General features: G+C 33.0%; 18 protein-coding genes. 9 read left to right on the plus strand and 9 right to left on the minus strand.

All coding sequences use genetic code 11. The features are described 5' to 3' along the window. From Z054_RS31615 to Z054_RS0107925, 3 genes are all read left to right on the plus strand, one after another. Positions 1-184: hypothetical protein (locus Z054_RS31615; RefSeq protein ID WP_035091094.1), on the plus strand; the 184-nt coding region annotated here is incomplete at its 5' end. Beyond that, positions 185-934, plus strand: coding sequence for a LytR/AlgR family response regulator transcription factor (locus Z054_RS0107920; RefSeq protein ID WP_024769543.1), 750 nt, complete (start codon positions 185-187; stop codon positions 932-934). 70 nt (positions 935-1,004) lie between these two features. Continuing rightward, the gene (locus Z054_RS0107925; protein WP_024769544.1) at positions 1,005-1,673 is read left to right on the plus strand and encodes an endonuclease III domain-containing protein; all 669 of its coding nucleotides are present in this window, start codon (positions 1,005-1,007) and stop codon (positions 1,671-1,673) included. Between the two features lie 233 nt (positions 1,674-1,906). On the opposite strand, the gene Z054_RS0107935 is transcribed toward Z054_RS0107925, so the two are convergent. After that, on the minus strand, positions 1,907-2,491 hold the full coding sequence (locus Z054_RS0107935; protein ID WP_024769545.1) for an RNA polymerase sigma factor: 585 nt from the start codon (positions 2,489-2,491) through the stop codon (positions 1,907-1,909). A 240-nt stretch (positions 2,492-2,731) separates the two neighbouring features. Between Z054_RS0107935 and uvrA the strand changes: the two genes are divergently transcribed. The 3 genes from uvrA to Z054_RS0107950 all read left to right on the plus strand — a co-directional run bounded on the left by uvrA (position 2,732) and on the right by Z054_RS0107950 (position 8,031). Beyond that, complete coding sequence (gene uvrA, locus Z054_RS0107940) at positions 2,732-5,512, plus strand: excinuclease ABC subunit UvrA (protein WP_024769546.1); 2,781 nt, start codon at positions 2,732-2,734, stop codon at positions 5,510-5,512. Between the two features lie 455 nt (positions 5,513-5,967). Continuing rightward, positions 5,968-6,636, plus strand: a complete 669-nt coding sequence (locus Z054_RS0107945; RefSeq protein WP_024769547.1) for a hypothetical protein — start codon at positions 5,968-5,970, stop codon at positions 6,634-6,636. A 300-nt stretch (positions 6,637-6,936) separates the two neighbouring features. After that, entirely contained in the window at positions 6,937-8,031 is a 1,095-nt protein-coding gene (locus Z054_RS0107950) for an amidohydrolase family protein (protein ID WP_024769548.1), read from the plus strand. Positions 8,032-8,188: 157 nt separating this feature from the next. Here Z054_RS0107950 and Z054_RS0107955 read toward each other — a convergent pair whose 3' ends face one another. Beyond that, positions 8,189-9,163, minus strand: coding sequence for a hypothetical protein (locus Z054_RS0107955; protein ID WP_024769549.1), 975 nt, complete (start codon positions 9,161-9,163; stop codon positions 8,189-8,191). Between the two features lie 239 nt (positions 9,164-9,402). Between Z054_RS0107955 and Z054_RS0107960 the strand changes: the two genes are divergently transcribed. Then, positions 9,403-10,692 (plus strand): hypothetical protein, encoded by a 1,290-nt coding sequence (locus tag Z054_RS0107960; RefSeq protein WP_024769550.1) that lies wholly within the window; start codon positions 9,403-9,405, stop codon positions 10,690-10,692. A gap of 64 nt (positions 10,693-10,756) precedes the next feature. Here the strand turns inward: Z054_RS0107960 and Z054_RS0107965 are convergent, their stop codons facing one another. The 7 genes from Z054_RS0107965 to Z054_RS0107990 all read right to left on the minus strand — a co-directional run bounded on the left by Z054_RS0107965 (position 10,757) and on the right by Z054_RS0107990 (position 20,306). After that, positions 10,757-12,214 (minus strand): oligosaccharide flippase family protein, encoded by a 1,458-nt coding sequence (locus Z054_RS0107965; protein WP_024769551.1) that lies wholly within the window; start codon positions 12,212-12,214, stop codon positions 10,757-10,759. Positions 12,215-12,395: 181 nt separating this feature from the next. Next, positions 12,396-14,138 (minus strand): BspA family leucine-rich repeat surface protein, encoded by a 1,743-nt coding sequence (locus tag Z054_RS30010; protein WP_024769552.1) that lies wholly within the window; start codon positions 14,136-14,138, stop codon positions 12,396-12,398. 306 nt (positions 14,139-14,444) lie between these two features. Then, the gene (locus Z054_RS28105) at positions 14,445-15,134 is read right to left on the minus strand and encodes a BspA family leucine-rich repeat surface protein (RefSeq protein ID WP_051473704.1); all 690 of its coding nucleotides are present in this window, start codon (positions 15,132-15,134) and stop codon (positions 14,445-14,447) included. Next, complete coding sequence (locus Z054_RS30015; RefSeq protein WP_051473705.1) at positions 15,106-15,939, minus strand: BspA family leucine-rich repeat surface protein; 834 nt, start codon at positions 15,937-15,939, stop codon at positions 15,106-15,108. Before Z054_RS30015 ends, Z054_RS28105 begins: the two co-directional genes overlap by 29 nt. A 326-nt stretch (positions 15,940-16,265) precedes the next feature. Further along, the gene (locus Z054_RS0107980) at positions 16,266-17,552 is read right to left on the minus strand and encodes a glycosyltransferase family 4 protein (RefSeq protein ID WP_394331057.1); all 1,287 of its coding nucleotides are present in this window, start codon (positions 17,550-17,552) and stop codon (positions 16,266-16,268) included. Positions 17,553-17,560: 8 nt separating this feature from the next. Beyond that, positions 17,561-20,002, minus strand: coding sequence for a YfhO family protein (locus Z054_RS0107985; RefSeq protein ID WP_051473706.1), 2,442 nt, complete (start codon positions 20,000-20,002; stop codon positions 17,561-17,563). 34 nt (positions 20,003-20,036) lie between these two features. After that, positions 20,037-20,306 carry a DUF4834 family protein gene (locus Z054_RS0107990; RefSeq protein WP_024769555.1) on the minus strand — a complete coding sequence of 90 codons (270 nt, stop codon included), beginning with the start codon at positions 20,304-20,306 and terminating at the stop codon, positions 20,037-20,039. Positions 20,307-20,367: 61 nt separating this feature from the next. On the opposite strand from Z054_RS0107990, the gene Z054_RS31315 reads away from it, so the two are divergent. Together Z054_RS31315 and Z054_RS0108000 are read left to right on the plus strand one after the other, a co-directional pair. Then, positions 20,368-22,071, plus strand: coding sequence for a transporter (locus tag Z054_RS31315; RefSeq protein WP_161635256.1), 1,704 nt, complete (start codon positions 20,368-20,370; stop codon positions 22,069-22,071). A 136-nt stretch (positions 22,072-22,207) separates the two neighbouring features. Next, positions 22,208-23,326: a GNAT family N-acetyltransferase gene (locus tag Z054_RS0108000; RefSeq protein WP_024769557.1), complete on the plus strand. Its 1,119-nt coding sequence runs from the start codon at positions 22,208-22,210 to the stop codon at positions 23,324-23,326. Positions 23,327-23,340: the final 14 nt, after the last annotated feature.

Here is a 23,340-nt window from a genome sequence, read left to right on the forward strand (position 1 = left end):
TGGATCTGGAATAGAAGAAGCTATGAAGATAAAACGTAAAGATCATGTATCTCACGCTATAAAAATCACAGAAGAACGTATCGATTTATATCGTAAAATGCGAAAGAAAAAAATTGCATTTGACATCCAAGACCTTTCTCAAGGTACACAAGTAACATTTAATTTACCATTTCAATACATATAAATGAAAGTAGTCCTTATAGAAGATAACCCTGCAGCAAGAAGAAATTTTTTAGAGTTACTTAATGAGTATTGTCCTAATGTAGATTTCATAGGAGAAGCAACAAATGTAGCAGAAGGAATCGCATTAATTACTGCTAGCGAACCAGATCTTGTATTTCTTGATATTGAGATGCCAGATGGTACTGGATTTGATGTATTACGAAAATTACCTGAAATCAATTTCCAGGTAATATTTGCTTCTTCTCATGAAAAATATGCGTTAAGAGCAATAAAATTTAGTGCCTTAGATTATCTGCTAAAGCCTATTGACCCCGAAGAATTAGTAGAAGCTATCAAAAAGGCAAGATCCGAATTTGAGTATCATAAAACGCCACAGCGAGTACAAACACTTATAGATAACATAAATGATGAATCAAAAGAACCTACACGTTTGGTTCTAAAAGACAAATATGGTATTCAGATTGTATTTGTTAAAGATATCATGCATCTGGAAGCAAACGGTAGTTACACAAAGTTTTTTATCCATAAACAGGATAGTCTATTAGTATCTAAGGGACTTAAGGAATATGAAAATATACTTTCATCGCAACAATTTTTTAGATGCCATCAATCTCATTTAGTAAACCTGGATTATTTATTACGATATGATAAACGAGATGGGGATTACCTTGTATTAAAAGATAAAAACAAAATTCCGTTAGCGACCAGAAAAAAAGAAACTTTACTAAAGCTAATAAATGACCTCAATTAATGTTTTAGTAACTATTAAACCATAAGCTACTAATTTTATTTTTAACTTTAGCTCAAATTAATTTTGTAATATGACCAAACAGGAAAAGGTAGATTTTACGATTAAGACACTTCAGGAATTATATCCAAAAATACCAATCCCATTAGATCATAAAGATCCTTATACTTTACTCATTGCAGTATTAATGAGTGCGCAAAGTACAGATGTAAGAGTGAACAAAATCACTCCACTCCTATTTGACAGAGCAGATAATCCCTATGCAATGATTAGATTATCTGTAGAAGAAATTCGGGAAATCATAAAACCTGTTGGGTTAAGCCCTATGAAATCCAAAGGAATTCATGGGTTATCTCAAATTCTTATCGATAACTATAACGGAGAGGTTCCTCAAAGTTTTGAAGCTCTGGAATCCTTACCAGCTGTTGGTCATAAAACTGCTAGTGTAGTAATGTCTCAAGCATTTGGTGTACCTGCATTTCCTGTAGATACACATATTCATAGATTAATGTATAGATGGGGGTTTACTAATGGTAAAAATGTTACGCAAACCGAAAAAGACGCCAAGAGGTTATTTCCTAAAGAACTATGGAACGACCTGCATCTTCAAATCATATGGTACGGTAGAGAATATTCTCCTGCAAGAGGCTGGGATCTTGATAAAGATATCATTACCAAAACTATAGGTAGAAAAACTGTTTTAGACGAGTACCAAAAAGCAAAAAGGCCTATTAAGAAATAGGCCTTTTATAAGTTTAATTTAAAATCGTTTCAAACTTAAGATTGTTATATTCTACAACCTGTAACGATTTTGAATAGTTTAGAAGAAAATCTATTGTTCTTCCGCTTGGTACTAAATGTTTTTCCTCTTTTTTAGAAGACTTAAAGTAAAATTTTGCCATATTATATAATCTTAAATTAAAGGGTTATACAGGGATAACGGCACTAAATCTACTTTATTGTATAAAAAAGTTATTAATTTGTTAAAACAATATTATTTTTTTCTATTACTTTTCTTAAATTAATTAATGCATATCGCATTCTACCAAGAGCAGTGTTTATACTAACACCTGTTTTATCAGATATTTCTTTAAAACTCATGTCTCTATACATACGCATTATTAAGACTTCTTTCTGATCGTCTGGTAATTCTTGAATCAAATTACGTAAATCTTCTTCTACCTGATCTTTTATTAATCTCTTTTCGGCATTTAGGTTTCCATCGCTGATTACAGAGAAAATACTAAATTCTCCATTATCTTCAAATTTTGGCATACGATTTCCTTTTCTAAAGTGATCAATTACCAAATTATGGGCAATACGCATTACCCAAGGAAGAAATTTCCCTTCTTCATTATATTTTCCATTTTTTAAGGTTCGGATCACTTTAATAAAAGTATCCTGGAAAATATCTTCAGAGACATCTCTATCAAAAACTTTTGAATAAATAAAACTGTAAATACGTTGCTTATGACGTTCGATAAGAACAGAAAGGGCACATTCGTCTCCTTTAATGTAGTTATTAACCAGAACTGCGTCTGTTAGGGTGTAATTTTTCATACCTTGACTATTATTTAGTACAAACAAGCGTGGGGCTCGTGCTATGTTAAACTTTTAAAGTAAAGGTATGCTATAGGCAGTTTTGTTTAAATTTTGGTTCCTTAATCAGGGGCTAATATAGTAACATTCATTTAATTTCAAACAATTTCTTGTTAATTTTTTTAACTAAACTTTCAATCTACATACGTTATAATACTTGTTTAGTAATCCTTATCTTTGCTCTCTTACCGCATATTTACTATGATTCAAGACATTACAACCTTAGATCCAAAAGAGAATATAATTATTAAAGGAGCTAATCTTCACAACCTGAAAGATTTAGACGCAGTTATTCCTAGAAACAAATTAGTAGTCATTACAGGATTATCTGGTTCTGGTAAATCTAGTTTGGCTTTTGATACTTTATATGCCGAAGGACAACGCAGATATGTAGAAAGCCTTTCCTCCTATGCCAGACAGTTTTTAGGGCGTCTTAATAAACCCAAAGTAGATTACATTAAAGGGATAGCACCTGCAATAGCAATAGAGCAAAAAGTAAACTCTACAAATCCAAGATCTACTGTTGGTACTACTACAGAAATTTACGATTACTTAAAATTACTTTTTGCCAGAATTGGTAAGACCTACTCCCCTGTTTCTGGTAATCAGGTAAAAAAAGATAGAGTAAGCGATGTAATCGAATACGTAAAATCTTTTGAAGATGGCGAAAAACTATTACTACTCTCCCCTATTCATATTGAAGATGGTCGTACACTAGAAGGAAAACTAAAAGTATTACAACAACAAGGATATGCACGTATAAAAAATAATGGTACTGTAACCAGGATAGAAGACGCTGCTATACAAGAAAATGATGATTTTTATTTAGTTGTCGATCGTATCGTAAAAAGAGACGAAGAAGACTTTTATAACCGCTTGGCAGATGCTATTGGCTCTGCATTTTTTGAAGGGAAAGGTACTTGCTTTATCGAAACACTAAATGGTGGTAACCTAAGACAATTTAGTAATAAATTCGAATTAGACGGAGTCTCTTTCCTCGAACCCAATATACATTTATTTAGTTTTAATAATCCGTATGGTGCCTGTCCAGAATGTGAAGGTTATGGTGATGTAATAGGTATTGATGACGATCTTGTTGTCCCAAATACTGCATTAAGTGTATACGAAGGAGCCGTTTTTCCCTGGCGAGGTGATAGTATGGGATGGTATAAAGATCAATTGGTAAATAGTGCCTATAAATTTGATTTCCCTATTCATAAACCATATTTCGAATTATCAGATCAGGATAGAGAATTACTATGGAAAGGAAATGAATATTTTGAAGGTATTACCAGTTTCTTTAAAGAACTAGAAGCCAAAGCGTATAAAATTCAGAATCGTGTAATGCTTTCTCGCTACCGCGGAAAAACGAAATGTAACACCTGCAAAGGAAAGCGATTGCGTAAAGAAGCTAATTATGTGAAGATTGATGGAGCCACAGTAACAGATTTGGTAGAAAAACCCTTAAACGAATTAGCCGATTTCTTTAAAAATATTAATCTTAACGAATACGACGCTAAAATCGCTAATCGTCTTCTTAAAGAAATCAATAGTCGATTAGAATTTTTACAAAATGTAGGATTAGAATATTTAACGCTTAATCGTAAATCAAATACACTATCCGGAGGAGAGTCACAGCGTATTAACCTGGCAACCTCCTTAGGAAGTAGCCTGGTTGGTTCTATGTATATTCTTGATGAACCTAGTATAGGATTACACCCAAAAGATACCGAAAAGCTGGTCAAAGTACTACAATCTCTTCGTGATTTAGGAAATACAGTAATTGTCGTAGAGCATGATGAGGATATTATGAAAGCGGCCGATGAGATCATCGATATAGGTCCCGAAGCTGGTACTTATGGCGGTCATGTCGTTGCAACAGGTCCTTTTGATCAAATCCTGAAAGCAGATTCTCTTACTGCAAAATACCTGAATGGAGCCCTTGAAATCGAAGTTCCCGAAACTCGAAGAACTTCAAAATATAATGTCGAAATCATTGGTGCACGTGAGAATAATCTAAAAAATATTGATGTAAAAGTTCCTCTGGGAGTCTTTACAGCTATTACAGGAGTCTCTGGTAGTGGTAAGAGTACTCTTGTCAAAAAAATCATTTACCCTTCTTTACTTAAACAATTGGGAGGTTATGGAGAAAAAGCCGGACAGTTTACAGAACTTAAAGGCAATTATAGTAATATAAAACATGTAGAGTTTGTAGATCAAAATCCAATTGGTAGATCCTCTCGCTCTAATCCTGTTACTTACATTAAAGCCTATGATGATATTCGTAACTTATTCGCTACCCAAAAATTATCCGGCATTCGTAACTATAAAGCAAAGCACTTTTCTTTTAATGTAGATGGTGGTCGATGCGAAACATGTAAAGGAGAAGGAGAAGTTACGATAGAGATGCAGTTTATGGCCGATGTACATCTGGAATGTGAAACCTGCGCCGGAAAACGCTTTAAAAAAGATGTTCTCGAAGTAGCATTTCATGATAAAAATATTCATGATATACTCTCAATGACCATAGATAATGCCATTGATTTCTTTTCAGATCATAATCAAACCAAAATTCAAAGAAAACTACAACCCTTACAAGACGTTGGTCTTGGATATGTACAATTAGGGCAAAGTTCATCTACACTATCTGGTGGTGAGGCTCAACGAATTAAACTTGCCTCCTTTTTGGTAAAAGGAAATACCAAAGACAAAGCATTATTTATTTTTGATGAACCTACCACAGGGCTTCATTTTCATGATATTAAAAAATTACTCAAGTCTTTTAATGAATTGATTGCAAAAGGGCATTCTATCTTAGTGATAGAGCACAATTTAGATCTTGTAAAATGTGCCGATTATATAATTGATCTTGGACTCGAAGGTGGTAAAAACGGGGGCAATATCATTGCAGAAGGTACGCCCGAAGAAATTGTAAAAATTAAAGGATCATATACAGGAGAATATCTGAAAGAGAAGCTATAATTTTAGTGATATTTTCTTATCAAAAGTAATGCCACTCTAACCCATTTTGCGTTCTAATACTTCTTACTTCATAATTACAAAGTATACAATAGGTCAATTTGTTACATAATTTCATTAATTCGAAATCGATACAACCTACCAGAACATACAAATTCAACATATTTTGAACACTATTTTATAAAATAGTGTTCATTTAAAAATTCAACCAAAATTTATATATTTTTTTACAACTCTAATCTCTACAACCAATCAAAATAGAATCATTAGCTACCACTTCTTTAAAGAAGATTATAGAGAGCAAAAACATCTTTAAAAAAATAACTCACTAAAAATCAATTAATTACAATCAGTTTTTGATTTCTTACAAATTTTTGGCACGCCATTTGAAACACTACTTATCAAATAGCGGAAGCCGAAAAGCTAATGAGTAGGCACAAACCCAAAACATGTAAGTTATGAAAAAAATGATACTTTTTATTGCAGTATTATTACTAGTAGGAACAACTGCACAAGCGACCGACCAAAAACACTCGGATCACCAGGATAGGGTTACAAAACGCTATCACCATGCACAACCCATTGTATTTGTAGAGGGCGGAATAAAGTTTTTTGTGTATCCAGATGGAGACATAGATTACAGAATCATTAAAAGAAGAGGTAGATCTCATCATGGCAATTGGAGCCGTAACACTTATAATACGCCAGGTTCATATACACATCGTAGACATTATAACAACTTCATTAGATATGATTATTATGGTAGATTAAAAAAGGTAGGACGTAATTATATAACGTATGATCGATATAATAGAGTACGTAGAATAGGCTCTGTATCTATGAGATATAATAGAAGAGGATTAGTATATCAAATAGGAGGACTACATATCTACTATAAAAAATATGGACGAATAAAATATGTAGAAGGTAATGTACATTATGATGGCTGTGGATATTGTGGAATAGATGGATGTTCAATCACTCATTCCCCATACTATAATCAGAATTGGAAAAATAAACATTATAAACATAATGACGATGACAATGATGATGATAGTCACTATTATAAGAATAGAAAAAGAAAAAAAAGATATAACGACGACGATGACGACGATGATGATGATTAAAAAATAGATTGTATAAAGATTGGTTAGTTGTTTAAACCCCGTTGCCTGGAGTATTTGGTAGCGGGGTTTTTTATTTAGAGCGTTCGAGCGGGCTATCCGTTGCAATTCCTCGCACACTATTGGCGTGCTGCGGGATTTACACTACTATCCCTAACGCAAAACCACATACAATTGACGAATCTCTTTTCTTATTTAATTTTAAAGTGTTGTTAACCTTTTTTCAAGACAGCATGAATATTATATATTTATACCACATACTTATCTCAAGTAGTCATTTCAATAAATATCAAATCAAAAAATATGAATTTCTGCAAAACTTTTTTATTGTTTTTTATAATCGCTAGTGCATCAATAAATGCTCAAAAAATGGAATTCGAAGATTACGACCCACCCTCTACTCTAGTCGTATCCGGAGCAGAAATTAAAAAAGCAAAATTTCCTTTTATCGATGTTCATAATCATCAATTTAGAATGCCAACACAAAATCTGCAAGAGGTTGTTACCGAAATGGATAAACTAAACATGGGGGTGATGGTAAATCTATCAGGAAGAGGTAGAGGATCAGATGAACATCTTACCAAATCACTAGAAAACGTTAAAACAAATTTCCCAAATAGATTCATCGTATTTACAAATATTGACCTTAAAGGAATTGATGAACCTGGATGGACAGAAAAAACAGTTGCTCTAATAGAAAAAGATGTAGCTATGGGGGCCAATGGATTGAAGATCTATAAAAGCCAGGGGATGGATAATAAAGATAGTAAAGGCAATCGTATTAAGATCGATGATCCGCGAATAGGGCCTGTATGGGAAAAATGTGGCCAACTAGGCATCCCGGTTTTGATACATTCTGCAGATCCAAAATCATTTTGGGATGCACATGATAATAAGAATGAGCGCTGGCTAGAACTTAAGCTGCGATCAAGAAGAAAAAGAGATTCCAAAGTAACTGGTTCCTGGGAAACCATTATACAAGAACAACACAATATTTTTAAAAAACATAAAAACACTAAGTTTATCAATGCACATTTAGGGTGGTACGGAAACAACCTTGCAAAACTTGCTGAGCTTATGGATGAAATGCCTAATATGTATAGCGAGATTGGAGCGGTCATAGCAGAATTAGGTAGGCAACCCCGTAATGCAAAAGCTTTTCTTACCAAATATCAAGACAGAGTAATGTTCGGAAAAGATTCGTGGAAACCCAAAGAGTACTATACCTACTTCAGAGTTTTAGAATCAGACGATGAGTATTTTCCCTACTACAAAAGATATCATGCTTTCTGGAAAATGTACGGGTTAGATCTTGATGATGAAGTATTAAAAAAGCTGTATTATAAAAATGCACTAAAAGTAATCCCTAATATCGACAAGAGTCTATTTCCTAAATAGAAAATAAGCTATTCATTATTTCCATATAATGATACAATTGGTAAAGTATCGTATATAAAAATTATGGAGTGTTTGACATCAAACACTCCATAATTAATAATAATAATAATAATAATAATAATCCAATATCAATCTAAACCATAAACCAATTATAATATTAATCTAATAATGCCAGGGTGTCCAAAATTTCTTGTGTTGTTTTAGGTTCAAAATTAAACGAAAGCTCTTCTTCTTCAGAGATAATTACATTTTTAATCGCCAAATACTGTTGATTATTCTCGATAGTAATTACTATATAGGTAACTGCCAACCCAACTGGTAAAGAGTCTGTATAGCTTTGTATGATTGGAGTCCCGGCATTAAAGATTTTAACAACAGCAGGCAAGTTATTTTCTTCAAAAACTAAATACACAGCAGTTTCTGTAGCATTAGGGCTATTAGTTAAATTGATATAATTTGTGGTTTTTGCTCCTGGATACGCATAAAATTTATCACAATTTGACCATCCAGTATCAAATACATCATAGATATAAGAAGACGGAGCTGCATTATATACAATGCCACTTGTTCCATTACCAATTCCAACATCTCGTGTTGCATTCCAAACAATACTTCCATCATTTGTTATCGTCCCGGCAAAAGGGAGCATATCATTATCTGCACCTCCTGCAGATGGAACCTGAACCTGATAAAATGTACCTGGCGCCATATCCAGAGAATTTCCGTTTTGAGTAACCACAACTTCTGTCTCTCCTTCAGAAAGAAGAAAGGTATTTTCGTCAGAAAAATTAACTGCATTAGTAGGTTTATTAGACAAAATCATTTGACTTGCCGTAAAAATTTCTTTAATCGCAACATCTACTGTACCGCTAATTAAATTTCCATCACTATCAACCAGAGAATTTGGAGGAAAAATTATCTTAGTCCCGTCCTCTCCGGTAATAGTACCTCCTGTGGTCGCATCAACTGTAAAATCTTGTTTTTGCACACCGTTGGATTCATAAAATCCTAGAATGTCATTATAATCAAGAATTTCTTGCTGTGGTATAGGATCATCATCATTTTTTGAGCAACTGCTTATCAAAAAAGTAGTTAATAATACTATTCCCAAAATATTTTTTAATGTATTCATCATCTTAATTTTTAAAGTTTACACCTTCATATCAATACACAAAGAATATTGTTACCCCTCTTATGAATATATTTTTATAATCTTTTTTCTAGATAGTGTACATACAAGTAGAACAGTTTTAGAAACTCCAAAAACATAAACCACTGTTTTTTAAGTGTTTAGTTTTTTGGCACACTGCTTGATACTATAAAATTGAGAATGAAAAATTAATTTCTGTTCTCATTTTAAAACCACAGATTATGAAAAATTTTGTTTTACTTTTTACAGGCTTATTGTTAGCATCATTTACTGCTAACGCTTCAGAAACGAATACAGAATCATCTGCTCGATATTACAATTATGGAAAATCATTCATCTTCTCTGAAGGAGGAATTAATTTTTCGGTATATGCAGATGGTCAATTTGATTTTTATATCAATGGACAAAGAAGCGGTGTAAGTGTTGGAGTTAATGCTCCTGGAGTAAACATAAGTTTTAACTCTGGATATGATTATGATTCTTATGTACAGTATGATGATTATGGAGCTGTAGTACAAATAGAAGATGTACCTATCTTTTATGACTATAACGGTAGAATTATACAAGCTGGAGACATATATATCAATTATAATAATTATGGACGTATCTCAAGAGTTGGTGGATTATATGTTAATTATAATAACTACGGAAATTTCTTAAACTGTACAGGTTATATTAACAGATATAACAGATATTATGAATACAGACCGTTTCACGCTTATTTTACAATACCAGTAGTAAGCAGATGTATTGTGTATGAAAGACCATACAGAAGATATTATACTCCTTATAGATGTTCATATACTGTATACAGATCTAATTATTATAGTGGATATTACAGCAGACCATACAGAAGCCGTAACTATTACAGACCACATAGTAGAGTATCAAGTTATAACAGAGGATATAGAGGTTCTAGTGCCAGAGGTATTACATATAGAACAAGAGGTCATAGAACAGCAATGTATAAAAGAAATGATCGTAACTATAATAAAGTAGCTCGTAGTAGATCTAATTATAATAGAGGTAATACGACTCGTAGCAGATCAAATAACTATAGTACCAGAAGTACGACCAGAAGTAGATCGAATAACAATAAAATCGGAAATGTAAACAGAACACGTTCTGTAACACCAAATACAAGAACACGTACGACGAGTAGAAATACTCAGACCAGACAGAGAGTACAATCAAACAATAGAAGTACTCCATCTAGACAAAGAGTTCAATCAACTCAACAAAGAACCAGAAGTGCTGTAACCAACAGACCTAAGTATAACAGAAATAATAGGTCTCGTAATACCGTAGCAAAGACAAATCAGGTTCAAAGACAAAGAAGTTCTGGTAGAAATTACTCTGGTAATGTAACAAAACGTTCTAATAACAGTCAATATAGTAGTAAGAGAACAAATAGATCCAGAGCAACAACAAATAGACAAAGAAGCAATACTTCTAACAGAGCATCGAGATCAAACAATTCTCGTTCTCGTAGCAGCAGAAGTAGAAGCTAAGAAGACATATAAGACATTAAATTTTTTGGTTGGTTAGTTGGAAAATCCCTCAGAGTAGTATGCTTTAAGCATCTCGAGGGATTTTCTGTATTAAATTATTAATATCTACAGATACTTTCAGCATATAAAAAACAATAGCATATCCCAAGCCAATTATAATACTTTTAAAAATGATATTAAGAATCGGATGAAACGGTAATTCCCAAAAATAAAATCCAAAAACAAAAGCTATAATTAGCACTAATGCCAAAGCTGTTTTTTTCGAAAACGGATGCATCCCAAATTTAGCATAGACAATCCATAACTTAGCAAAGTTATAGCAAAACACTGCAATGCATGTAGCAATAGCTGCGCCAGTAACTCCAAAATCAGGAATCCAAAGCATATTGAGTATAATAGTAAGAATTGCCATCCCTACTCCTATATATAATACCATTCTGTAATAATCAGAACTATATAAGATCGCATTATTATTTCCTAAAAGATTATCGAATAGTTTAGCACTTCCGATCAAAATTACAACCCATATATACAATTCATACTCATCAGGAATAATTTCAAAAAGCTGATGCACATTACAAATAATTAGCACAAAAAGTAATCCACTGGTTACCAAAAGATTTAGAGAGCTTTTTTTATACAAATCCCGTAATTGATCTTTTGCCTTTTCGTTAATTAATTTAGCTGTTAAAGGATATGTAATCTGGTGCATAGCTCTAGAAGGAATAATAATCACACTGGCGATATAGGCGCATATACCATATTTAGCCACATTTTCTATAAGAAGATAGCGCTCTATCATCGTCTTATCCAAATCAATTAATAAGGTAGCCACAGAACCTGCAATCAATATCAATCCAGAATACTTAAGTACCGAAATATAATTATCAGGTAGTGAAAATTGTGGTTTAAAACGATGAAGCTTCAACGCATATACTTGCATAATACCTGTACGCAATACATATGCAATCATAAGTGCGTATACGAATTGCTGAATTGTAAGGATTTCAAAATACACCAAAAACAAAAGAATACTGATGCACAACCTTAAGAACAGCTCTTTCATTACGTTTCCGAATACACTCTTGAGCTTTACTTTTGACCATGCAAAAAACACTTCAAAATAAGATACCGCAAACGCCAGTATAAAAATAGTCCAGACATAAGGTTGTACTATTGTATTCTTATCGCTAAACAAATCAAGGATTGTAGTATAGGAAAAAACACCTATCAACCCCAGGATCAAGGCTAGCAAAAAGGGTAAGATCAACATCATAGTTAGAAACTTATCCTGTTGCTTCTGATCTGAATAGGATGAAAAAAACTTCACCAGAGTATTATGTACACCAAATGCCATTAAGGGCCATATCAGATTTGAAGCTGTAATTAGATAAGAAATCAATCCATAGTGTTCTTCATCCATAAAATTGGTGAATAAGAACAAGGTATTTATAGCTCCAATACCAAACCCAAGACAGGTAATAATAATATTTCGTATGGTTTGATTAACAACTACTCCCATTACTATTTCTCGATAGTTTTAATTTTAGAGCCTAAAAGTACAAAATACAAGATTAGCGGTAATAGCTTATTACGATTTCATTATTTTTTCATTTCAAAATTCTTTTATACTACTATATTACTTGTTATAATAAAAAAGAGGTTGTTACTTCTAACAACCTCTTTTAATAACATTATACGTATTATTTATCTAGGCAAATCTTAGCCACATCCCCTGTAATAGTCCAACCTTTTACAACTATTAAAGTGTTTCTTTGTACATTATCATTACAATACTCTAGACCTTTTGCTCCTAAAGTTACATTGGATTGTATGTTTGGTAATTTGGACCATTCGATTAATAGCGTATTATAATTATCATTAGAAAGCATAGAATCATCTAACATTGATGACATACTTACTACACTACTCACATCCCATTTACTAATATCTGCATTAAAAGAGGTAGCGTAAAAAAACATAGAATTCATATTACCAACCTTACTCACATCCCAGTTACTAAGATCTCCTGTAAAAGATTGCGCATGAGTAAACATTCCTTTGGTACTAATTACATTACTTACATTCCAAGCATCTATGTTTCCATTAAAAGCAATAGCCCCATTAAACATATCCGCCATATCGGTTACCTTACTCACATCCCAATTATTAAGATTTTTATTAAAAGCTTTAGCTATAGAAAACATAAACCTCATGTTCGTAACATTACTTACATCCCAATTACCAAGATCATGATTAAAAGAAGTAGCTTCACTAAACATAGATGCCATACTAACTACATTAGTAACGTTCCATTTGCTTATATCTCCATTAAAAACTGTAGCATCGCTAAACATACCATTCATATTAGTTACCTTACTTACATTCCATGTACTTATATCTCCATTAAAAGAAGTAGTTTTAAAAAACATAGAGCCCATTTTTTCTACCTTACCTACATTCCATGTACTTATGTTTCCATTAAACAAAGTAGCATTAGAAAACATCCCTGTCATATTTGTTACATTACTAACATCCCATTGATCAAGGTCTTTGTTAAAAGAACTGGCACCAGAGAACATACTTCTCATGCTTGTTATGGTACTTACATCCCAATTATTAATATCCCCATTAAACTTAGTACAACCATAAAACATAGATTGCAATTCTGTTACCTTTGACAAATTTGGTATATCCTTGGCATTATACGTCATATTTTCGCAATCAATAAAAGCTTCTGCAAAAGATTCCCATTCATTATCTCCCCACTGCTCTATCGTTTCTAATTTTGCAGCATTTGAAACAGCACCTTCTCCTTCAACATCACCAGGTTTATCTTTAAATTGAACTGCTGGTAATACTCCAAAAACAGAAACGGTATGTACACCTGGCTCTACATAAGTATGCTTCGGACTAGTTGTTACATTAGCTTCTATGGTTCCATCACCCCAATCAATGGTAAAATCATAGATTAGTTCATCATTAAGTTGAAAAATAATTTCTTCATTAGCCGTGGTCGTTTTCCAGGTCGTAATAAAAGATTCTTCAACATTTTCTAAAGAAATGGTGATATCTGCACTAGCCTTATGCGTACCATCAGATACTTCTACAGTAAGCGTATATGTAGTACTAGTTTCAAAATCCAGTTTTTTACCCGCTACCAGGCTTAATTCTCCCGCATCTGTCAACTCAAAAAGATCATTACTATTTTGGGTAAGTTCGAAAGTAATCGAAGCTTGTTCTGGGTCTGTTGCTGCTACAGTACCAATAACTACATCATCAGCAACATTTTCGGCCACAGTAAATGTTTGAGCATTAATCACTGGTGCTTCATTAACTACAGGAGGTTGAGGTTGTGCGTCATCATCTTTATTACATCCAATAGATAATACGGCCATCATCAATATAGCCAACACGCTTACTTTAATTTGTTTTCGTTTCTTCATTTGTACATTTTTTTGAGGCGTACGCTCAGATTTTAAAAAAAGAAAACCTGAGGAGCTTACGTAATTTTGTTTCTAATACTTGATATTTTGATACAAACCTAGCAAGATGTTTACCTCGAAAAGAAGTTGTTTTTTATTCGCTATACGCTGTTTGATATTCGCTATGCTTTGTTTGATATCTGTACTATACATACATTCTTAAAAGGAAGTGATTTCTAGTTTGAATATAGAACATTTAAAACCTGGTAAAAAAAAGAGGTTGTTTATATATAACAACCTCTTTTTATATAAATATCCCTCAATTACCTATCTAGGACAACTATCATCACCGGTGAATGTCCAGTTCTTATCGTTTATTAATGTATGTCTAGCATGCCATGCGTCACAATAGGTTAACCCGTGTACTCCAAAAGCTACATTAGATTGTAAATTTGGTAAAGCCGCCCATTTGGTAAGTAACGCATCGTAGTTGGCCGTAGACATGTTAGTTTTACTAAACATATCATACATAATCGTTACATTACTCACATCCCAATTACTAAGATCTCCATTAAAAGAAATAGCACTACTAAACATAAAAGTCATATTAGTTACTTTACTCACATTCCAAGTACTCAAATCTCCTTTAAAAGAAGTAGCACGAGCAAACATACCCTCCATATTAGTTACATTACTTACATCCCATTTACTAAGATCTCTATCAAAAGATTTAGCGCCAACAAACATCTTATCTATATCAGTTACATTACTTACATCCCATTGACTTATATCTCCATTAAAAGAATCAGCTAGACCAAACATTTCAGTCATATTAGTCACCATACTCACATTCCAATTATTAAGATCTCTATTAAAAGAAGTAGCACCATAAAACATCCTATTCATATTTGTAACCTTGCTTACATCCCAAGTACTAACATCTCCATTAAAAGAAGCTGCGCCAAACATACGATCCATATTAGTTACATTACTTATCCCATTTACTAAGATCTCCATCAAAAGAAGCAGCACCAATAAACATACCCGACATAATAGTCACCTTAGAAAGATTAGGTACATCTGTAGCATTATATTTCATACTTTCGCAACTACTAAAAGTAACATGAAAAGATTCCCATATAATATCTCCCCACTGTTCTATAGTCTTTAGTTTCTGAACATCTTCATTGTCACAATTCATATTAACACTAGGAAATTTTCCTGAAACTTTAACTGTATAGACACCAGCAATTGCATAGGTATGCAGTGGTGTACTTGTTACATTAGTATCTATTGTTCCATCTCCCCAATCAATAGTAGAATCATAAGTTCGGTTTGTATCAAATCGAAAAGTAATTTCTTCATTAGCAGTAGTAGTTTCCCAGGTAGTGATAAAGGCTTCTACCACATTCTCTACAGAAATAGTAATATCTGCACTAGCTTTATGAGTACCGTCTGATACTTCTACGGTTAGTGTGTGTGAGGTAACTGTTTCGAAATCCAATTTTTTATCAGCTACCAAACTTAATTCTCCCGCTTCGGTTAACTCAAAAAGATCAGTACTGTTTTTAGTCAGTGTAAAAGTAAGCGTTTTGCTTTCTGGATCTGTGGCTACTATTGTACCGATCACCACATCATCGGCGATATCTTCTGCTGTAGTAAACGTTTGAGTATCAATTAAAGGAGCCTTATTTACTACAGGGGTCTCATCAGGAGTTTCTGCCTGAGGCTGTACATCATCGTCTTTACTACATCCAATAGACAATATGGCCATCATCGATAAGGCCAACACACTTACTTTAATTTGTTTTCGTTTCATCATTTTCACATCTTTTTTTGAGGCGTGATCTCAGGTTTAAAAAAAGAAAACCTCAGAGCTTACGTAATTTTGTTTCTAATAATTAATATTTTAAACAAACCTAGAAAGATGTTTATCACGAAAAGACATTGTTTTTTATTCGGTATATGCTATTGGATATTCGCTATGTTTTATTTGATATCTGCTATATCTAACTATTGTACATATCGATATTAATAGCGAAAAAAGTATCAATTCGAGTGATATTTTATAATAAAATGAAAAATTGTGTGTGTGTGTGTGTTAAATAGAAGTGATCATAAATTTGGACAATACTACAATACTTAAATTTAGATTTCTGGATTCTTTAATATTTCAGCCAACGCTCTAGTCAACTCCCTCCTGCTATACTTTTCAACTCCTATAACATGAGACGCCAATTTCTGTTCCTGAAATTGCTCAAAATACTGAAGTAATTGCATTTTTATCTTTTCGTATTCATGATATTCAAAAAAGCATCCTGAATTTGTATCAAAAATAAGTTTGGATACATCTGCACCAGCGGGACCCAATGCTATAATAGGTCTTTTAGATACCATGTATTCAAATAATTTACCCGGAATAATACATCGAGTATCTTTACTATCTATTTCGATCAATAGTAAAGCTTGTGAACTTCTCTGGATTTTTATAGCATCTATATGCGGGACATAACCTTTCAATTCTAAAAAATCTGATAATCCAGCCTCCTGAATTGAAGACAATACATCATCACTAACAGCTCCTACCAATTGTAATTGAAATGCTTCAGAAAATGCTTCATTTTCCTTGGTTAAATCACACAAGGCTTTCCAAAGATTCTCTGGATTTCTACCAGACAATAAAGATCCTATATGTGAAAGGGTAAATTTAGTATCCAAAATCGTTTCAGGAATCGATTCTCTGTCATAACCATTAGTCACTACAGAAATTGGAGTATTGGTAATGGCTTTAAACTCTTTTTGGGTAGTAAAACTAGTAACAACAATATGATCTGCGGAACTCAACACCTCTTTCTCCATAGATATATGCTTTTGCATAGATCGTTTTGTGAGTTTCAGTTTATCATGATACCCTATGGTAGTCCATGGATCCCTAAAATCGGCAAACCACCTTAGGCCAGTTTGTTGTTTCAACTCCTTCCCTATTAAGTGTATACTATGAGGTGGCCCGGTAGTAATAATAGTATCAATTTTGTTTTCTGAAAGATACTTCTCTAAATATTTTACCGAAGGTTTCACCCAAAATTTACGGGCATCTGGGATAAAAAAATTACCTCGTATATACAATAGCAGTCGCTGTATGAAAGATTGCTTCTCTTTCCCAGCAATAATCCCTTTACTTATCGTTTTGGTTTCCTTTTTAGAAAATACCTGAGCAAAACGATAAGGTTCGAAAATAGGCTGTTTTAATACTTCTATTCCTTCAGGAATTTCGGACAATAAAGAAGTATCTTCTAGAGGATATGTAGGGTTTTCGGGCACATATACTATTGGCTCTATATCAAAATCTCTAAAATACTTGACAAACTTAAGCCATCGCTGTACTCCGGGTCCTCCCGCTGGAGGCCAATAATATGTAATGATTAGAACCTTCACAATATACCTTACTTATCTTCTTTTGTTAAAGATAATAAACTCCCTGTTTTCTTATATTGAAAATACAATCCTCCTATTATTAATAAGACAAAAATAATAGAGCTTGTAAGTGTAATAGCGCTACCTGTTTTAACAACCTGAGGTTCGAACTTAAATTCTATCGAATGCTTTCCTGCTGGTACTTTTAGGCCTCTTAACATATAATCTACCGGGTATATAGGTGTAGTTTCCCCATCAATATATGCATTCCAACCATCTTTATAATATGTTTCAGAAAAGACAATAAAACCTGGATTAGCAGCATATACATTATATGCCAAATGATTAGGCTGGGTTTTAGAAATTGACACTGTAGAAATGCTATCTTTTTTAGGGGTAAAACCTTTTAAATCTCCTTGATAATCTTTTCTAATAACCGCAGTCTTTTTGGTATCTATAGTATTTAATGATTCAAATTCCTTCTTATAATTGTCTACAAATTTTAGTTCTTCAACAAACCAAGCTGCTCCATTAATCGAAGGGTTTTGTTGAACATCTAGTTGTCCTTCTTTATTTTGTTGAATTACATATTTTACGTTAAGCATATTGATTACTTCCAGATTACCTTTGGCAATATGGCCAAAATACATATCTTCCATTTTTCTGGGACGTACTGCAGTATATCCGTTAATAGAATTAAAGAAGTAATTGGTGTGTGAATTATTAAAACCTCTAGCCTGATCTAATACTCTAAAATAAGATTCGTCTTTTAAAATTTCTTTATCCACCGCAGTTGGTTGAAAATAGTTTCTGTATTCACGCTTAGAGATAAAACCCTCATTATCAACACTACGTCTATCTATAGTAACCAAATCTATTACAATTAGTGCTCCTAGTGCGATAAGGGTAATATTTTCTGAAAACTTTTTCTTTAAACTAAACCAAAGCACACCTCCCATTAGAATTATAAACAGAAGTGAACGCAAACTATCACTTTTCATAATTGCAATTCGATCTTCTTTGATAGCATCAAAAATAGCAGGTTGTTCAATCCCTAATCGAACTTCTGAAGACGACTTGAAACTAAATAAACTTCCTCCAAACAGCCAAAAAATCAGACACAATCCTCCAAAAACTCCTAATGAAATTAAAAATTTCTTTTGCCTTTCTTCAATAGATATTTTGTCATTAAAGAAACGATGTAACCCAAAAACAGCAGCAATAGGTATTAATAACTCTAAAATGACCTGAATACTTGATACTGCTCTGAACTTATTATAAAAAGGTACATAATCAATAAAAAACCTTGTTAGAAACTCTAAATTCTTACCCCAACTCAAAGCGAGTGACAATATCATTCCTGCCACCAGCCACCAGCGAAGCCTTCCTTTAACCAATAGCAATCCTAAAAGTGCTAAAAACACTACTGTTATTCCTAAATATGGAGGAGCTTCTACAAAAGGTTGTTCTCCCCAATACAGTCCTGTAACTTTAGTATAATAATTAACTTGATCTCTCGGCTGTCCTAATTCAATCAATTTTTGATAAAAAGCAGAATCTGTACCCAAATCAGATGCTCTACCTAATCCCATTAATTTAGGAACAAAAAGATTTAAGGATTCTAATTTACCATAACTGTATTCTGTAATATATTCATAATCCAATCCATTCTTCTCTGAAGAAGTTGCTGTAGTTTCTGCTAATAGGTTTTTACCTCTAATACTGGTATCAACATATTCTGATGTAGATAATAAAGTTGTTGCATTTGTGGCCAATCCTAAAAGCACGGCCAGTACCAACGTACCTACAGATTTAAAAAAATGTGGAATTTCTTTTTTTCGTATAGCGTCAACAAAATAAGATACTCCCATGACTAGAGTAAGTAACCCCAGGTAATATGTCATCTGATAATGATTGGCTTGTATTTCTAAGCCCATAGCCAGTGCTGTCAATAAAAATCCCCAAACATATCTTTTCTGAAAAACCATTATAATCCCTGAAAGAACCAGCGGGAAGTAAGCGATTGCATGTGCTTTAGAATTATGCCCTACTCCTATTATGACAATTAAATATGTAGAAAACCCAAAGGCTAATGCTCCTAAAATCGCAATTTTCCATGGGATACGCATGACAAGCATCAGAATATAAAAACTAAGCAAATAAAGAAAAAGATAATCTGCTGGTCTAGGTAAAAAACGAATCAAACGATCCAATTTATCCATATAATCATGTGGAAATTTTGCTCCCAGCTGATAAGTAGGCATTCCCCCATAAGCAGAATTATTCCAATACGTTTCTTTACCGGTATTAGTCCGATAATCGTTTTGTTGTTTAGCCATACTCTCATAATGCTTTATATCATTTTGATAGAGCATTTTCCCACTTAATACAGGATTAAAATAAGCCAATGAAACTATTACAAAACCTAAAATGACAAGTATATGAGGTAAGAATCTTTTGATTAAAGACATGATGTGTGTGTGAGTTTACTAATAAAGAGCCAAATTAATCAATTTCCTCATAATCGATATATTCTCCTACATCTTTATTAGAAGAATTTTGTTTCGATTTTTTTTCAATAGTTACTTCACCTTCTGCAGACTGCTGGGGTTGCTGGTATTGATCAAATTGTTGTTTAAATTTCTCTCCTGCTTTCTTTGTAACATATCTAAGCAATAGAGGACCAAATAATCGCGTTATTACCTTTAGTCCATAATATACTAAGATTATAATGAGAATTATCTTTAATACCCCTTGTAGTGATGCTTCTTGCATAACATTTTTTTTCAAAAATAATGAACTCTGCATACAATTACAGGTAGACAGTCCTAAAAAAATGATAAAATCTGCTATATTTGAACCAAATCTATTGAATATGTGCCCTAAGTCTATTCTGTTATTAATTACCCTATTTTTATGTAGCCTAACGGTTTCTGCACAATATACCGAGAAGATCAATACCAATAGACCTGGTACATCACAAGGTGCTTTTTCGGTTGGTAATAATGTTTTACAATTAGAAGGTGGTTTTGGTTTTGGAAAAGAGAAACATAAACTCCTTAATACAAAGACTAATGTTTTTAAGTTTGATTATTCTGTGCGATATGGCTTGTTAATTGAACAATTAGAACTTAGATTAAATGGTACATTTAGAGCAGATGGAGTTAGACAAACTATTGGCGGTAACGAAGAAAAAATAAAGAGAAGTAATTTTGAAGTAAATACGATTGGTGCAAAATATCTGATTTACGATCCCTATAAGAGGCCAAAAAAAGATTCTACTAATTATGATGAATTAAAAAGCTGGAAAGAGCGCTACAGGTTTAAGTGGAAAAGCCTTATTCCGGCAGTTTCTGCTTATGTTGGAGCTAATTTTGTGTCAAAAGACAATCCATTTACTGCGCCAAACGACGATACTTTTAGCCCAAAGATTGTTTTAATGACTCAGAATAACTGGACCACTAGTTTAAATGGAAACTGGGTGTTAGTGACCAACTTAATTGTTGATAAAGTAACTACAGATGATCCGATTATTGGTTGGATTATTACTTCTACCCATACAATTAATGAGAAATGGGCTGCTTTTGGAGAATACCAAGGGCAAAAAAGTGATTTTTACAGTGATAATATTCTTAGACTCGGAGGGGCCTATTTATATAATAAAGACTTACAGTTGGATGCAAATATTGCATTCAATTTTAAAGATACTCCTTCTGTTTTTACTTTTAGTTTTGGAGCATCTTATCGATTTGACTGGCATACCAAAGACGAGATCATCGAACAGCCAGGATTAGAAGGTGGTATTAAAGACGGAGAAAAAGAAAAAAATGAAGGTGAAGAAGAAAATGAAGAAGAAAATGAAGGTGAGTTGGATGAACTTGAAGAAGGTGAAGAAATCGAAAACGATAGCCTGAAATTAGGAAAAACTCCTTTTGTTAATGATTTTGAAGATGATGGTTTCAGGGAAGAAATTGAAAAAGATCTTGATGAAAGACGAACTGAAGAACGACTGGAACGTGAACGTATTGAAAATGAAAAGGTCGCTAAAAAAGAAGGTAAGAAATTTAAGAAAGAAGAAGCTAGACGTCTAAAACGTGAAGCAAAAGAAGCCAGAAAAGCTGAAAAAGCTGAAATCCAAGCAGAGAAAGAAAAGCAAAAAATGATCGATGATATTGATGCCGAATTGGACAAAATGGAGAAACAACAAGGGGTTGACCAAGAACTACAAGATATAGATAAAGAGCTCCAGGAACTCGAAAAAATGGAAAAAGAGCTAGATTCTGACAATAAAGAAAAGGAAGAGAAAAAGGAAGAACAAAAGCAAGAGGAAGATGTGGATGCTGAGTACGAAAAGTACCAAAAGGAGCAAGAAAAAAATAAGAAAGCAGAAGAAAAGAGAAGAAAAAAAGAGGAAAAGAAGCGTCAAAAAGAAGAAAAGAAAAGAAAAAAAGAAGAACAAAAACGCAAAAACAAAGAGGAAAAAGATAATAAAACCGATGACTCTGATCTAGACAAAGAATTAGAAAAAATAGATCAGTAATGGTGAAAAAAGCGGGAATAAAACTCTTTTAGGCATTTAAATAAAGAATCTAATGCAATTATTATTAAAATGATCTGTATGCAATCATAATATTTAATAAAAGGATTATATATTTGTGATGAATTAGAGATGATATATGATTACGATTAAAGAAATTACTTCAAAAGGAGATTTAACAACGTTTGTTAAATTTCCTTTTGAATTATATAAAGATTCCCCATATTATGTCCCTTCTATTATCAAGGAAGAGGTAGATGTGATGAATCCAAAGAAGAATCCCGTTTTTAGAAACTCTGATGCAAAATATTTCTTAGCTTACAAAGGCGATACCATAGTAGGAAGAATCGCTGCAATTATAAATTGGATTGAAGTAAACGAACAAAAAAAACCAAAAGTACGTTTTGGATGGTTTGATGTCATTGATGATATTGAAGTAACTAAAGCATTATTAGAGAAAGTTTCAGAATATGGAACTCAGCATGGCTTAGAATATATGGAGGGCCCTGTAGGTTTTTCAAATATGGATAAAGCAGGAATTCTAATTAAAGGATTTGAAGAGTTAAATACCATGATTACCTGGTACAATTACCCTTACTATTCGAAACATATGGAGCAACTTAATTTTGAACCTGCTGCTACATGGGTAGAATACAAAATAAGAGTTCCGAAAAAGACCAAAGAAAAAGTAATAAAATTCGCACAGGTTATTAAAGAACGTTATCAGCTTCAACTCCTTAAATTCAACAAAAGTAAAGAGATACTTCAATATGCTGATGACATGTTTGATCTACTAAATAAAACTTATAGTAGCTTACAAACTTTTGTTCCTATACAGCAATATCAAATAGATATGTATAAAAAGAAATACTTACCATATCTAAACCCTGAGTATATTACCTGTATCGCGGATAAAACAGGTAAGCTTATAGCATTTTCGATTGTAATGCCTTCATTTTCAAAAGCTTTGAAAAAAATGAATGGTAAAGTCTATCCTCTAAGATTTCTTCATATCCTAAAAGCACAGCGTAGAAATGACACAGCAGCTTTTTATCTTATAGGAGTAGATCCAGAATACCAAAATAAAGGAGTTACTGCACTTATTTTTAAAGAAATGAATGAAGCTTTTCTTCGTAATGGGATTGAAGTTGTTGAAACTAATCCCGAGCTTGAAGAAAATAAAGCAATCCAGGCCCTTTGGAATGGTTATGAACATGAGCAACATAAGATGAGGCGAACGTTTAGAAAAAGCATTTAACCGCTTTTATTTTT

The sequence above is a fragment of the Aquimarina macrocephali JAMB N27 genome (assembly GCF_000520995.1).
Lineage (GTDB): Bacteria > Bacteroidota > Bacteroidia > Flavobacteriales > Flavobacteriaceae > Aquimarina > Aquimarina macrocephali.